At 54.4% G+C, this 14,869-nt stretch carries 12 protein-coding genes and 1 tRNA gene; 4 read left to right on the top strand and 9 right to left on the bottom strand.

What is annotated here, in order from left to right:
* Nucleotides 1-990: 990 nt before the first annotated feature.
* From ACMYSO_RS15815 to aspA, 7 genes are all read right to left on the bottom strand, one after another.
* Nucleotides 991-1,066 (bottom strand) — tRNA-Phe (locus tag ACMYSO_RS15815).
* Nucleotides 1,067-1,181: 115 nt separating this feature from the next.
* Nucleotides 1,182-3,269: a DUF1176 domain-containing protein gene (locus ACMYSO_RS15820; RefSeq protein WP_434665816.1), complete on the bottom strand. Its 2,088-nt coding sequence runs from the start codon at nt 3,267-3,269 to the stop codon at nt 1,182-1,184.
* Nucleotides 3,270-3,420: 151 nt separating this feature from the next.
* Nucleotides 3,421-3,996 carry a transcriptional regulator gene (locus ACMYSO_RS15825; RefSeq protein WP_434670825.1) on the bottom strand — a complete coding sequence of 192 codons (576 nt, stop codon included), beginning with the start codon at nt 3,994-3,996 and terminating at the stop codon, nt 3,421-3,423.
* A gap of 35 nt (nt 3,997-4,031) precedes the next feature.
* Nucleotides 4,032-5,843 (bottom strand): protein-disulfide reductase DsbD, encoded by a 1,812-nt coding sequence (locus ACMYSO_RS15830; RefSeq protein WP_434665818.1) that lies wholly within the window; start codon nt 5,841-5,843, stop codon nt 4,032-4,034.
* Nucleotides 5,819-6,142 carry a divalent cation tolerance protein CutA gene (gene cutA, locus ACMYSO_RS15835; RefSeq protein WP_123757819.1) on the bottom strand — a complete coding sequence of 108 codons (324 nt, stop codon included), beginning with the start codon at nt 6,140-6,142 and terminating at the stop codon, nt 5,819-5,821. Before cutA ends, ACMYSO_RS15830 begins: the two co-directional genes overlap by 25 nt.
* Before the next feature lie 92 nt (nt 6,143-6,234).
* Nucleotides 6,235-7,536: an anaerobic C4-dicarboxylate transporter gene (locus tag ACMYSO_RS15840; RefSeq protein ID WP_434665822.1), complete on the bottom strand. Its 1,302-nt coding sequence runs from the start codon at nt 7,534-7,536 to the stop codon at nt 6,235-6,237.
* 117 nt (nt 7,537-7,653) lie between these two features.
* Entirely contained in the window at nt 7,654-9,090 is a 1,437-nt protein-coding gene (gene aspA, locus ACMYSO_RS15845; protein ID WP_434665824.1) for an aspartate ammonia-lyase, read from the bottom strand.
* 337 nt (nt 9,091-9,427) lie between these two features.
* Here aspA and ACMYSO_RS15850 point away from each other — a divergent pair, with 337 nt between their 5' ends.
* Nucleotides 9,428-9,898, top strand: a complete 471-nt coding sequence (locus tag ACMYSO_RS15850) for an FxsA family protein (RefSeq protein ID WP_434586706.1) — start codon at nt 9,428-9,430, stop codon at nt 9,896-9,898.
* Between the two features lie 75 nt (nt 9,899-9,973).
* Here ACMYSO_RS15850 and yjeH read toward each other — a convergent pair whose 3' ends face one another.
* Complete coding sequence (yjeH, locus tag ACMYSO_RS15855; RefSeq protein WP_434665826.1) at nt 9,974-11,245, bottom strand: L-methionine/branched-chain amino acid transporter; 1,272 nt, start codon at nt 11,243-11,245, stop codon at nt 9,974-9,976.
* 218 nt (nt 11,246-11,463) lie between these two features.
* On the opposite strand from yjeH, the gene ACMYSO_RS15860 reads away from it, so the two are divergent.
* From ACMYSO_RS15860 to ACMYSO_RS15870, 3 genes are all read left to right on the top strand, one after another.
* Nucleotides 11,464-11,757 carry a co-chaperone GroES gene (locus tag ACMYSO_RS15860; protein WP_003855929.1) on the top strand — a complete coding sequence of 98 codons (294 nt, stop codon included), beginning with the start codon at nt 11,464-11,466 and terminating at the stop codon, nt 11,755-11,757.
* A gap of 39 nt (nt 11,758-11,796) precedes the next feature.
* On the top strand, nt 11,797-13,443 hold the full coding sequence (groL, locus tag ACMYSO_RS15865) for a chaperonin GroEL (RefSeq protein WP_434665828.1): 1,647 nt from the start codon (nt 11,797-11,799) through the stop codon (nt 13,441-13,443).
* 133 nt (nt 13,444-13,576) lie between these two features.
* Nucleotides 13,577-13,930 (top strand): DUF4156 domain-containing protein, encoded by a 354-nt coding sequence (locus ACMYSO_RS15870; RefSeq protein ID WP_434665831.1) that lies wholly within the window; start codon nt 13,577-13,579, stop codon nt 13,928-13,930.
* 49 nt (nt 13,931-13,979) lie between these two features.
* Here ACMYSO_RS15870 and yjeJ read toward each other — a convergent pair whose 3' ends face one another.
* A complete protein-coding gene (gene yjeJ / locus ACMYSO_RS15875) occupies nt 13,980-14,849 on the bottom strand; it encodes a YjeJ family protein (protein ID WP_434665832.1) in 870 nt (289 codons plus the stop codon).
* Nucleotides 14,850-14,869: the final 20 nt, after the last annotated feature.

Here is a 14,869-nt window from a genome sequence, read left to right on the forward strand (position 1 = left end):
TGAGATCAGGAGTTCATGTTCTTCAGGTAGCGGAAAATCACTGGCTAAGCGGAAGGGGTAATCTTTATTTGACTTCAGTTAATTTGCCGAGTAGTGAGGGGGGGTGAGATTTTTCGCTAGTTGATTTGATATATAGTGCCGAATTTATCGGCAATATTAATTTATTGTGAAGCAATGAATTCATTTCTTGTAATCCATATAGTGATAAGACCCAGTCACCATCGATATGGTTTAACCGGAGATTCTCACCGATTATATGCACAAGCATTATATTATTAATGAATTTGTTGTGGGCCATTCGGCGGACAGAACGCTACGCGATCTCAACAATTCGGCGTTCGTGGTGATTATAAACTCGTCTGCAGGACGCTACTTATTGTTCTGAGTTGGGCTAACGGGGTGTTGCGCCATAAAAATACGAAAGTCAGCCATATCTTTTATGGTAATGGCGCCAATCGGTTTGGTTCCAATGAGCGCAATGAAACGACTGGCTGCCGTTGAGTATTTGAGAATGCGTTTTTCGATACCAGAGAGGTCTGCATAGTAGGGGGGGATATTTGATGAACAGTTCGGAAGCTGAATTACGCCTACCAGCAATCTGCCATTGCCTGGAGTGCTGTTCACGCTCGTCAAGATAATACCTGAGTCAGGCGCCGGCTGGATTTAGATCGAGATGGTTAAGGGTAGGATACAGGTAACTATTCTTGATTGGCTGTATCGTAGAGCGGTGCTGGCCGCGGGAGAAAAGGGATAATCACTGATAAACGAACAGCGTTAAGAGCCATAAAGCAAAAAACCAGCCATCAGGCTGGTTTCTTTAAATAAGTGGTGCCCGGACCCGGACTAACGCCGCAGGCGTTGAACAGCGCGCCTGTCGCGCTGGCCCCGAAGGGGTGAGCGGCTTGCCGCGAATAATCGAACGGAGTTCGATGGAGAGTCCGTATCGCAGAAAGCAAAAAACCAGCCATTAGGCTGGTTTCTTTAAATAAGTGGTGCCCGGACTCGGAATCGAACCAAGGACACGGGGATTTTCAATCCCCTGCTCTACCGACTGAGCTATCCGGGCAACGGGGCGCATTAAACCGTAATCCACTCTGTGCGTCAACCAAATTTCTTGATTTTCCTGCTGATTGCTTAACTTTGCGGCAGTTACGCCGCAAAAGGAGTATTTTCCCTGGGTATCACATCATTCCGTTGTCGCCTTCACGGGGCTTCCAGCCGCTGATGGCCGAGATCACATGGCGTACGCCGGAAATGGTGTAGCCGCCGATGACGTCTTCGTCTTCGCGGGGGGAGCTGATCATTATCTCGGCATCGACGCCGTGACGATAGGCGCCGTGATGGCTAATCACCGTGCCGATAAAGCACTTTCCGGCGATCCAGACGGGAATATAGGCCACTGTTTCATAGACATAATAAGAGGCTACGCCGCTGTAGTAATTATCCGCTTCATCAGATGAAGTGCCGGGCGGTATCGGGCAGATTGGCTCATCCTCGGCGTTGCCTTTTTTATCTTTCAGTAGATTACTTTGCATCAGCTCCAGCGACTTGAGCAGGTCTGCTTGATCCTGGGCATTTAGCGCCGGGGAGAGCGGCTGGCCTTGTTCCGGTGAACTCAGGGTCTTCAGCGCATAGCGATAGCGAATCGTCACCGCCGGCGTTCTGTCGGTTGGGCTGAAGGGCCGCAGCAGATAAAGATTGTCTTCGCCAAACTGGCCGTTGTACCACAGTGCATATACCTGGCCGTTGATTCTGACCCACTGGTTCCACTGATTGGCGCCGCGTCCGTTGAGTGAAAACAGCGCACCCGGCACCCCAGCGTCGAAATCATCGTCGTCGTCGCTGTCACCCCGAACGACGCTATCAAATGTACTGTCGCCGCGTTTCAGTACCCCGGTATAGCTGAATAGCCCGGTGCCGCCGATATAGCTGTCGATGATTAAATCGCGCTTGCCGTCGTTATCCAGATCGACAAGCGTAAAACTGACCTTGCCGTTTTCCGAATCAGCGTCGATATCGGAGTGGAGGAATGCCTGCCATTCATCGTCGCTGATATCGACAGCGGGTTTATTGGTCGACACCAGAGAGTCATCCGCGTAGGTCAGCGTGAAGTTGGTGATATGCCCGGTCAAGGGAAATTGCTCGGCCACCTTTTTTAATGCCAGCTCCGGGTTGGCCTTCTGCTCTTTCAACACCGCGTTATACAACGCTTTCAGAGCGATGTTATCGGCCTCTTTCTGCTGCTTTGGCCGAACCTGGCTGACGAACGTTGGCAACATCCAGGTGCCGCCGGGAGTAATTTCCCTGCACATGCCGGTGCTGTACTTCAGGCTCTGAACAAAGGTGGTACCGTCCCAGACCCGCTTTTCGCCGCTGACACAGTCGGCGATGCCGCGGCCTTTATTGAAGAAGGTGATCACGCCGTCGGCGTAGCTGGAGGCATCGGTGGTAATGGCGACTGGTGGGGTACGCAGGGCGTTATCCACCACCCACATTGCGTAGCCGTCGTTATAGGCCGCACGCCAGCACAGCGCCTGAATGAGCGAATGGCTCTTATCCAGCGGCGTGGATGTTATCTGGCGCTCCTGCGCTGGAATCGCGTTATTCTGCCAGTCATCACAGTGGCTGTTCAGCTGCGGGACGAGTGCGGGTAACAGCTTTTGGCGCTGTTTTGCCGTCAACGGCTCGGCTGACGCGTTGCGTAGCGTTGGGGCGGCGATAATCTCCGGTGCAGGAAGTGCGTTAAGCGTGCCGTCATCGTCGGCGTCGCCTTTGCGGACCAGCGCATCTGCGGTCCCCAGGCGTTGCTGAAACTCATCAATCTTAAGGAATACTGCGCTGCTGCCGGCGCTGGAGAGCGGCTTACGCTGGCCATTGAGAGCAATCTCGATCTGCCGGTTGTGCTCTAGCGCCTCAATCAGCGCGGCGGTCTGGGTACTATCGAAACGGAAGTGGCTGTCGTCTTTCGCCTCCAGGGTGCCGCGATCCTGATTGTCGATCAGCAGGCTAACCGTGGCATCGGCGGGAATATCATTATCGGTCTGGGCGAAGGTCACCTGGGCATTTATGCGCTGCCCGGCGCCGGCATCGCGGGACAGCAGGACGCTAATCTCACCGATGTTGACGCCGTAACCCGCGGCCCGGCAGGTGCCGGTGTTATCGCAGGCGACTTCCCAGTCTTTATAGGCGAAAGAAAACCCTTGAAGTGGTGCTGCCTGGAGCAATGACGGACACAGCCCGATGATGGCAGCCCAAAGGAGATGTCGCATTTCAATCCCGGTAGACAGAGTGGTGTAGGGGGATTATACGCTGCAGATATCAAGTTGCATCTGTGTTAGTCGGCCGTTCATTCCTCGTTTACTCACCAACGGGCGTCGCCTTGAGATGCAGGGGCGCGAAACAACGAACTGCCGACTACTATCAGGTTAATGCACCACCGCTCCGGCATTGGGCAAAGCGCAGAATATCTTCTGCCAGTCGCTGAGCGGTATCGACATCTTCCTGGCTACGTTTGACCAGCATACGGCTCAGGCAGCCTTCGACGATCAGCTCCATCTGTTTGGCGACCATCGCCGGATCGTCCACTTCCAGCAGAGTCAGCAGCTCGTGAGTATAGGCCAGCGAGGCCTGCTTTTGCTGTTCCGCCAGTTGATGGACAGGATGTTGTGCATCCGGGAAAAAGGTGCAGGCGGCGATAAACAAGCAGCCGGGATAGCGATGGTTGCTCACGCATTTGGTCAATGCGCCGTAGCGAGCCAGCAGCTTTTGTTCTGGCGTAAGCGAATCGTCGAGCAATAGCTGCCGACGCCAGACGTCAACCTGATGGCTGAGATAGCGTAGCGCATCGTACAGCAGTGCTTCGCGATCGGGCCAAAAACGTTTGAGGTCATCGAGCGGGTAAGAGACGCGTTCGGCGACCATTTCCAGCGTGGTGTTGGCAATACCTTCGATTTCGAGAATTTGTATAGCTTCACCCAGGACATCTTCACGTTGCACGGTCTTCTCCTCCATTTTTCCTCCTAAAGTGTCGTTCACGGTTGCCAATCACGCAAATGGGCGCTGAATGCGGCTGCATCCATAAACCCGGTCACACGTTGCGCGGGCTGTTCTTCTCCCCGTGTATTAAAGAACAGAATGGTGGGCAGGCCGAGCACCTGCAGGTGCTTCAGCAATGCCACATCGTCGGCGCTGTTCTTCGTCACATCGATCTGCAGCAGAACGGTCCCTTTCAGGGCCTGTTGTACTTCTGCGGCGCTAAAGATGTATTTCTCGAACTCTTTGCAGGCCACGCACCAGTCGGCATACAGGTCGAGCATCACCGGCTTGCCTTTTGCCTGCGCCAGAGCCTGATCGAGTTCGGCGACGTTGCTGATGCGCGTAAAAGCGAGGTGCGCCTGTTGTTGCGCGGCGGGCGCACCAAATGCCCAGTCCTGCAGCGGGCGAGCGCTGACCAGCGCAGCGCCGAACATCATGATTTGCGCGATGCGCAGCCACGGACGGGTGGCGCCGGGCAAGGTAATAAAAGCCCAGCTAAAGAAGGCTACGCCCAGCAGCGACCACAGGCGCAGCCCCCAGGGTTCACCAACGATACGCTCCAGTAAAAAGACCGGCAGCGCCAGGATCACAAAGCCGAATGCACTCTTCACGTGGCCCATCCACGGGCCGCTTTTCGGCAGCAGGCGGTTACCAAATACGGTCACGAGGATCAGTGGCAGCCCCATGCCCAGCGCATAGAGATACAGCGTGCCGCCACCGAGCCACAGATTACCGCTCTGGGCAATATACAGCAGGATGGCGCTGAGCGGCGCGGTGGTGCAGGGCGAACAGATCAGCCCGGCAATGGCCCCCATTGCAAGGACACCGCCGGGGGAACCGCCCTGGCGTTTATTACTCATCAGCGTCAGGCGGGTCTGCACGGCTGAGGGGAGTTGCAGGGTAAACAGGCCAAACATCGACAGCGCCAGCAGGATAAAGACCACCGAGAGTCCAATCAGCACATAGGGGTGCTGCAACGCCGCCTGGAACTGTAAACCGGCAGCGGCAACCACCAGGCCCAGCGCGGTGTAGGTCAGCGCCATCCCCTGGACGTAGATAAACGCCAGCAGTAATGCCCGTGGGGTGGACAGCCGTTGTTTACCGCCAAGCACAATGCTGGAGATCAGCGGGTACATGGGTAATACGCACGGCGTGAAGGCGATGCCGATGCCGATCAGCAGCGCCCAAAGGGCAGAGAAGGGCAAGCTGGCCGGATCATCGCCGGCATCGTGCTTCTCCTGTGGCAGCGTCGGCTGGGCCGGCGGCGCGGTTTTGGCGACCAGCTCCGGGCGTTTCTCTACCGGCAGAGGCGGATTAAATTTCGGCTGCCCGACGGTAGGAAGCGCTGCTGGTGCAGGCGTTGATTCACTGCCGGAGATCGCCAGCACTGCGCGAAGCGGGACGATTTTGGTCTCAGGTGGGTAGCAAAAACCGGCGTCGGCGCAGCCCTGATAGGTGACGGTGAGCGTCGCGTCTTTTGTCGCCTGGCTGAAGGTCACCGGTATGCTCAGGCTCTGGCGATAGATCTCGCTCTTGCCGTAAAACTCGTCTTCATGCCAGGTGCCCGGCGGCAGCGTCGGTTCGACGAGTGTGGCCTCTGTCGCCGTCAGTTTGATCTGCTGGCGATAGAGGTAGTAACCATCCTTGATGTGCCAGGTCAGATTGACGTCGTGCTGGTTCTGCTGGAAATCAAAAGCAAAAGCCTGATCCGCAGGAACGAAATTAGAACGACCTGGGGCGTCAAATAACCCGGCGAAAGCGGATGTGCTGCAAAGCAGCAGAATCAGCGTAATGATGCGTTGAGCCATGAGAGGTAATCAGTGTCTCCGTGGGTGACGGGTAAAACCAAGAGTTCGGGCGTTTGATACGGGTGATGAGCCTTCAGGCATTCCAGTAAGGCCTGCTGGTGAGCCAGGTCGGTTTTCAGCAGCATTTGAACTTCATACTCCTGTTCCAGCTTCCCTTCCCAATAGTAGAGGGACGTTGCGCCAGGCAGGAGGGTGGCGCAGGCGGCGAGCTTTTCTGCCAGCACTTTTGCCGCCAGATCCTGGGCGGTGGCTTCATCGGGCGCGGTACAGAGAACAACAACAGCATCAGGCGTAGTCATCGTGAACCTCGTATCAGCGAAAAGAGGCACTATAGCACGCAAGGTGGAGGATTAATGAAACGGGCCAGGAACTGGCCCGAATTTAAGCAGATTTACAGCATGATGCCGCCGAAGATGAATCCCAGAATGACGCACAGGGTAATGGCTATCACCCCTGGGATCAGGAACGCGTGGTTAAAGACATATTTGCCGATGCGCGTTGAACCGGTATCGTCCATCTCAACCGCCGCCAGCAGCGTTGGATAGGTTGGCAGGACGAACAGCGCGGAGACGGCGGCAAACGAGGCGATAGCGGTCAGCGGGGTGACGCCGAGCAGCAGCGCCGCCGGCATCAACGCTTTGGTGGTGGCGGCCTGGGAGTACAGCAGGGTTGCTGCGAAGAACAGCACTACCGCCAGCAACCACGGATAGTTGTGCAGCAGATCGCCGGCCACGGCCTGGATATCGGTGATATGCGCTTTGACGAAGGTATCGCCGAGCCAGGCGACGCCCAGGACGCAAACACAGGCGCTCATCCCGGATTTAAAGGTGCTGGCGTTGAGCACTTCGCCGGTATCGATTTTACAGGTGATGCTGATAAGCGTCGCAATGGTCAGCATGAACACCACAATCGCTTCGTTACGCGGCAGTACCGGGTTCTGAATCAGCCCGACGGTATCGCTGATTGCCGTGGCGTAGAACATCACCGCGACAATACCGAGCAGAAACAGCAGCACGGAGCGTTTCGCATGAGGTTTCAGTTCGAACACCTGGCTGCCGCGCAGTCTCACTTCACCTTTTGCCAGGCGCTCCTGATAAATTGGGTCGTCTTTTAGTTCACAGCCGAGGAAGTTACAGACCACGGCGGTGAGCATGACGGCAATCAGCGTGACCGGAATACAGATCGCCAGCAGCGTCAGGTAGCTGACGCCAAGCGGTTCGAGGATCCCGGCAAAAAAGACCACCGCGGCTGAAATCGGCGAGGCGGTAATCGCAATCTGTGAGGCGACAACGGCGATAGACAGCGGGCGGGAGGGGCGAATACCTTGCTCTTTCGCCACTTCGGTAATCACCGGCAGGGTCGAGAATGCGGTATGTCCGGTTCCCGCCAGAACGGTCATAAACCAGGTAACCAGTGGCGCAAGGAAGGTGATGTATTTGGGATGGCGTCGGAGCATACGCTCGGCCAGGCTGACCAGATAATCCATGCCTCCGGCAACCTGCATTGCGGCAATCGCGGCGATAACCGCCATGATGATTTCAATGACGTCGAAAGGGATCGCGCCGGGTTTGATTTGAAAGATGAGCGTCAGGACGAGTACGCCCAGACCACCGGCAAAGCCAATGCCGATGCCGCCGAGCCTGGCTCCCAAATAGATAGCCAGCAGGACAACCACGAGTTCTGCTCCAAACATATGCGCCTTCCTTGTTTTTTAACAAGTTGATATTGAATTGTTGTGATTTGGTAAACCTAAGAATGCAAAAAAGGCATGTCATTGCTGACATGCCTTTTGGTAGTTTAACCCGAAAGCTTACTGTTCGCTTTCATCGGTATATCGCTTCGCTTTATAGGCCGGATGCATCAGGTTCTGCGCAGAGAAAATATCGTCCAGCTCTGCTTCGGTAAGCAGCCCGCGCTCCAGTACGACTTCGCGTACGCTCTTGCCCGTTTCGGCGCAAATCTTGCCGACGATATCGCCATTGTGGTGGCCGATAAACGGGTTGAGGTAGGTGACAATCCCAATCGAGTTATAGACATAGCCTTCACACACGGCTTTGTTGGCGGTAATGCCGTTGATGCATTTTTCCAGCAGGTTGTAGCAGGCGTTAGTCAGGATATGGATAGACTCGAACATGGCCTGGCCAATCACCGGCTCCATGACGTTCAGCTGCAGCTGACCGGCTTCGGAGGCCATCGTGACCGTGGTGTCGTTGCCGATAACCTTAAAGCAGACCTGGTTAACCACTTCTGGTACCACCGGGTTAACTTTGGCCGGCATGATGGATGAACCCGCCTGCAGTTCTGGCAGGTTGATTTCGTTCAGGCCAGCGCGCGGACCGGAAGAGAGCAGGCGCAGGTCGTTACAGATTTTGGACAGCTTCACCGCCAGGCGTTTCAGCGAGCTGTGGACCATCACGTAGGCGCCACAGTCTGATGTCGCTTCAATCAGGTCTTCCGCCGGAATGACCGGCAGGCCGCTGACTTCCGCCAGTTTTTGCACGGCCAGCTGCTGATAGCCATCCGGAGTATTCAGACGCGTACCGATGGCGGTGGCGCCGAGGTTCACTTCCAGCAGCAGTTCAGCGGTGCGCAGAATGCATTTGGTCTCTTCATTCAGCAGAACGTTAAAGGCATGGAACTCCTGGCCGAGGGTCATCGGTACCGCGTCCTGCAGCTGGGTACGGCCCATTTTCAGGACGTCCTGGAATTCGACGGCTTTATTCTGGAAGCCTTCGCCCAGTTGGTTGATAGCATCGGTTAATTTCAGCAGTGACGCATAGACGGCGATGCGAAAGCCGGTCGGATAGGCATCGTTGGTGGACTGGCATTTGTTAACGTGATCGTTGGGGTTCAGATACTGGTATTCACCCTTCTGATGGCCCATCAGCTCAAGGCCGATGTTGGCCAGAACCTCGTTGGTGTTCATGTTGACGGAGGTACCCGCGCCACCCTGGAACACATCAACCGGGAACTGATCCATGCATTTACCGTTATTCAGAACTTCGTCACATGCGGCAATAATGGTGTTTGCGACGCTTTTAGGAATGGTTTGCAACTCCTTGTTGGCCATCGCAGCGGCCTTTTTCACCATCACCATACCGCGCACAAACTCAGGTATATCACTGATTTTGCTATTGCTGATGTAGAAGTTTTCAATCGCTCTCAGAGTATGAACACCATAGTAGGCGTCAGCTGGAACTTCCCTGGTACCCAACAGATCTTCTTCGATACGAATGTTGTTTAACATGTGAACCTTCTTTTTCAAGCTGCCAATGAATTCACCAAATACACAGAATTTATGAGATTTAGCGTATTTTCTTGCCGAAGATTATTTCCTTAATCGGCCCGGTGCCCACGATCATATGCTGATGATAGCGAATGTCAGCAACCTTGATCACTTATTATGTATTGCAGGGTATAAGAATTATTAATATGTGAAATGAGTCACCGCTTTACCGTTCTTGAAAAAATTACCGTTTCCACAGATTGAAATGTGGTGTTTTAGCCCAATATTGGTGTGATGCGAAAAGCAAACTAATGACTGCGGGGGCCGATAATGGCCTCCGCTAATGAAGGAGACGCCGGTGCGTTGGATTCCGTTTATTGCCATTTTTTTATACGTTTACATCGAGATATCGATCTTCATCCAGGTGGCCCACGTGCTTGGCGTGCTGATGACGCTGATTCTGGTGATCTTTAGCTCGGTGGTCGGGATGTCGCTGGTGCGTAACCAGGGCTTCAAAAACTTGATGCTGATGCAGCAGAAGATGGCGGCAGGGGAAAGCCCGGCGGCCGAAATGATCAAAAGCGTCTCGCTGATCATTGCTGGTCTGTTGCTGTTGCTGCCGGGGTTCTTTACCGATTTCCTCGGTTTGTTGCTCCTGCTGCCGCCGGTGCAAAAACACCTGACCCTGAAGCTCATGCCGCATTTACGCTTTAACCGGATGCCGGGCGGTGGTTTTAGTGCCGGAACCGGTGGTGGTGAGACCTTTGACGGCGAATACCAGCGCAAAGATGAAGAGCGTGACCGCCTGGACCACAAAGACGACCGCTAAGCTGTTCAGCCCGGCTATCCATTGCCGGGCACAACAGTAGATGAGCCGGATACGCATTGCGCGGTCCGGCTTTTTTTATGGGTTTTTTATCGCTGATGGAGGCGTCCCGGCTGGTCGGTGGCGCTTCGGCAGCCACAACCAAAGGGCGGCCATCACCACCAGGGCATACAGACTTTTCCAACCGACCATCGTCAACAGCAGCAGGCATAGTCCGCTTCCGATGACCGCCAGCACCCGATAGCGTCCCTGTAACAACCGACAGCCTGCCAGCATGCACAGCAGATAAATCATAATAAAGATGCCGTTGGCATAGACGATCAGCGCGTCGAGATTGATATCAAGCCAGTAGATACACAGCGTGCTGATGACACAGCAGCCCAGTACTGCATTAAGCGCATTGCGGGGAATACGCTGTGGCGAGAGTTGTGCGAGGTAGCTTCCGGGCTTGTACTGCGCCTGGGACCAGACCAGGCGGGCAAAGCTCTGGATATAAATATTGAGGCTAGCGAAGCAGGCGAGATAGCCGATCACGCAGGCGACCCACAGCGCCTGCACGCCAAATAGATGCACTACGATGGTCGGCAGCGACGCGGCGGCGGCCATATCGTCACCGAAGGCATGAAAATGGAGAACCAGCACGGTACAGGCCCAGTACACCGATCCGGCCAGCAGCAGGCCGATCATCAGTGCGCGGGGAAAATCACGCTCCGGACGTTTAAACTCCGATGCCAGATGGGCAAAGGCTTCGAGACCGACAAAGCACCAGAACATCACCGACAGCGCAGAGAAAAGCTGGGAACGGTCGATTTCTGTCGCCGCCGGAAAGGGAATGTGTGCAAGATGAATCCCACCGCGCCACCAGATGGCGGCGATCAACGCAACGATAAGGATCGCGACCAGCGTTTGCAGGTTAGCGCTGGAGCTGGCGCCCCGCGAGCCGACCCACCAGACGATGGCCAGGGTGCCCAGCTCTGCCAGCAATAACTGGCTGTCATGCCAGCCAAACAGTGCCTGACCGAAGCCGGTGGCGATATGCAGGGCGGCAGGTAGCCCCACCGGAATGACCGACAGGAACAGCCAGCCGGTGACGCGTTCCATACGGGAACCGAACGCCATATTGACGAAGTGCGCGACGCCGCCAGCGCTGGGGAAATGGCGACCCAGTACGGCGAAGACAATGGCAATCGGGAAGACCAGCAAAATCAGCGCGGGCCAGGCCCACAGGCTGTTGTCACCCGCCACCAACGCTGCCAGCGCGGGAACCGCGAAGACCCCGGTGCCAAGCAACGACGTCGAAAGCAGCCCCACTCCCTGAGCCAAACCTAACTCCTGCTTCAAACCACTCATGATGCAATCCTGTCCCCGAAAAAATCGATGGTATCACAATCGTTTTTACTTATGACGGCGGCCGTTTTTGTGCGTCAGCGCACGTGGAAAAATTTTTTTTTAACTTTGCCCCTTGAAGCGGGAAAACCTACCCCCATCTCTCAGGCACTAGCCGGAAAACCTTATATGGGCCGGTGTCACCCATAACTGATAATGACTTTCTCAAAGGAGAGCTATCAATGAGTATTCGTCCGTTACATGATCGTGTGATCGTCAAACGTAAAGAAGTTGAAACCAAATCTGCAGGCGGCATCGTACTGACCGGTTCTGCAGCAGCCAAATCAACTCGTGGCGAAATCATCGCTGTCGGTAAGGGCCGCATCCTGGAAAACGGCACTGTGCAGCCGCTGGACGTTAAAGTTGGCGACATCGTTATTTTTAACGACGGCTACGGTGTGAAGTCGGAAAAAATCGACAATGAAGAAGTGCTGATCATGTCTGAAAGCGACATTCTGGCAATTGTTGAAGCGTAATTCGCGCGCGAAACTGAACGAATTTGAGGAATAGAAAAAATGGCAGCTAAAGACGTAAAATTCGGTAACGACGCTCGTGTAAAAATGCTGCGCGGCGTGAACGTACTGGCAGATGCAGTGAAAGTGACCCTGGGTCCGAAAGGCCGTAACGTGGTACTGGATAAATCCTTCGGTGCACCGACCATCACCAAAGACGGCGTGTCCGTTGCACGTGAAATCGAGCTGGAAGACAAGTTCGAAAACATGGGCGCGCAGATGGTTAAAGAAGTTGCCTCTAAAGCGAACGACGCTGCAGGCGACGGTACTACCACCGCAACCGTACTGGCTCAGGCGATCATTGCAGAAGGCCTGAAAGCCGTTGCTGCTGGCATGAACCCGATGGACCTGAAACGTGGTATCGACAAAGCTGTCGTTGCTGCTGTTGAAGAACTGAAAACGCTGTCCGTACCGTGCTCTGACTCTAAAGCTATTGCTCAGGTTGGTACCATCTCCGCTAACTCCGACGAAACCGTAGGTAAACTGATCGCTGAAGCGATGGATAAAGTCGGTAAAGAAGGCGTGATCACCGTTGAAGACGGTACCGGTCTGGAAGACGAACTGGACGTGGTTGAAGGTATGCAGTTCGACCGCGGCTACCTGTCCCCATACTTCATCAACAAGCCGGAAACTGGCGCTGTTGAGCTGGAAAGCCCGTTCATCCTGCTGGCTGACAAAAAAGTCTCCAACATCCGCGAAATGCTGCCAGTGCTGGAAGCCGTTGCGAAAGCAGGCAAACCGCTGGTTATCATCGCTGAAGACGTTGAAGGCGAAGCGCTGGCGACTCTGGTGGTCAACACCATGCGTGGTATCGTGAAAGTAGCAGCGGTCAAAGCACCGGGCTTCGGCGACCGTCGTAAAGCTATGCTGCAGGACATCGCAACCCTGACCGGCGGTACCGTTATCTCTGAAGAGATCGGTATGGAGCTGGAAAAAGCGACCCTGGAAGATATGGGTCAGGCTAAACGCGTTGTGATCAACAAAGACACCACCACCATCATCGATGGCGTGGGTGAAGAAGCTGCGATCCAGGGCCGTGTTGCTCAGATCCGTAAGCAGATTGAAGAAGCAACTTCAGACTACGACCGTGAAAAACTGCAGGAACGTGTTGCTAAACTGGCAGGCGGCGTTGCAGTTATCAAAGTCGGTGCAGCCACCGAAGTTGAAATGAAAGAGAAAAAAGCACGTGTTGACGATGCCCTGCACGCGACCCGTGCTGCGGTAGAAGAAGGCGTGGTTGCCGGCGGTGGTGTGGCGCTGATTCGCGTAGCATCCAAACTGAGCGACCTGCGCGGTCAGAACGAAGACCAGAACGTCGGTATCAAAGTTGCGCTGCGCGCAATGGAAGCTCCGCTGCGTCAGATCGTGCTGAACTGTGGCGAAGAGCCGTCTGTAGTCGCTAACACCGTGAAAGCGGGCGATGGCAACTACGGCTACAATGCCGCTACCGAAGAATACGGTAACATGATCGATATGGGTATCCTGGACCCGACTAAAGTGACCCGTTCTGCTCTGCAGTACGCCGCTTCCGTTGCTGGTCTGATGATCACCACCGAGTGCATGGTGACCGACCTGCCGAAAAGCGACGCAGCTGATTTAGGTGCTGCTGGCGGTATGGGCGGCATGGGTGGTATGGGCGGCATGATGTAATCGTGCGCTATACCCCTTAGAAACAAAGAAACCCCCGGGCAGAAATGCTCGGGGGTTTTTCTTTTTCTGCTCTTTTTAGTATAAGGTGTACATCCGGGCCAGCGCGTCCAGCTCATTGATCATGGGGAATAACATGCAGGTAAGATATTTAGCAGGGATTGTCGGCGCAGCACTATTGTTAGCGGGTTGCAGTTCCAGCAACGAACTGAGCTCAGGCGGACAGAGCGTACGCTTTGTTGAAGACAAGCCGGGTGCGGATTGCCAGCTGTTGGGGACCGCGACTGGCAAGCAGAGCAACTGGTTGTCCGGTCAGAACGGTGATGAGGGCGGCTCCATGCGTGGCGCAGCTAACTCGCTGCGTAACCAGGCTGCGGCAATGGGTGGCAACGTGATTTATGGCGTCAGCAGCCCGACGCAGAATCTGTTGTCGAGCTTTGTGCCGACCGACAGCGAAATGAACGGTCAGGTCTATAAGTGCCCGAACTGATGTGACAGACGCCCCTTGCCGTGCACAGGGGCATCTTTTCCGGCTTTATCTATGACTGTGTGTCTATCGTTGCCTGTGTTTCAAGGTAAAAAGCATGCAATGGGCGCAGGCACTCTTCCATGGTCATCATTTTTCCTGGCTGTGACGGAATGATTTGGCTATAGATCTGGCTGGCCTCATAGCTGCCATGCAGCGCTTTCAGTTTTGGACTTTTTTCTAACAGACGCATCACAATACTGTTTTCTTCTTCAGAGTGATGAGACACGCTGGTTTTGATCACCGCCCCCGAGATGATTTTCCTGCCCTGCGGTGTATCGCAACAGAACAGCACACTCAGATAATGAGAAAACAGGTTCAACCGCCATTCGCTCTGGGTATATTGTTGATAATCGAAGTTCCGGCTCTGCGTTAAGTCAATGGTATACAGCAGCAAAAAATCCAACATGGTGTCGAAATACTCGATAACCGCTTCATCGCCTGTACTCTGTAGCGCCTGATAAATACCAATTAACAGTGCTTCAACTTGCATATCATCAATATGAAGAGTGACTATCTGCTCATTTTGCAGCACCAGAATCAGTGTTGAGGCGGTCGTGCCTGGTTTCAGGGTTATCGACATAATGCGCCTTTCCTGATTAGGCTGCTGTATTTCAGACGCTTCTATAGGTGGTGTATTGGCGAGAAGCTGCTCATTAAACGCGCTGAGCTCGGCCTGATAGCTATCACCTTCTGTCATCAAACGCTGAAAGACGACAGTCATACGGTGGCGCAGTACCAGCAGGAGATCGGTCAGTGCATTCACTTGCAGATAATAGGTCTGGCAACGCTGATCTTGCTGTTTTGTTTTTAACATTAACGCAAAAAATCGGTCTTCGAGCGTAATGCCTGAGGTATTAAAGCCAATGAATTGTCCTTGCATGGAATTCTCCTTGTGCTGAG

The organism is Klebsiella sp. B345 (assembly GCF_051131735.1).
Classification (GTDB): Bacteria; Pseudomonadota; Gammaproteobacteria; order Enterobacterales; family Enterobacteriaceae; genus Klebsiella.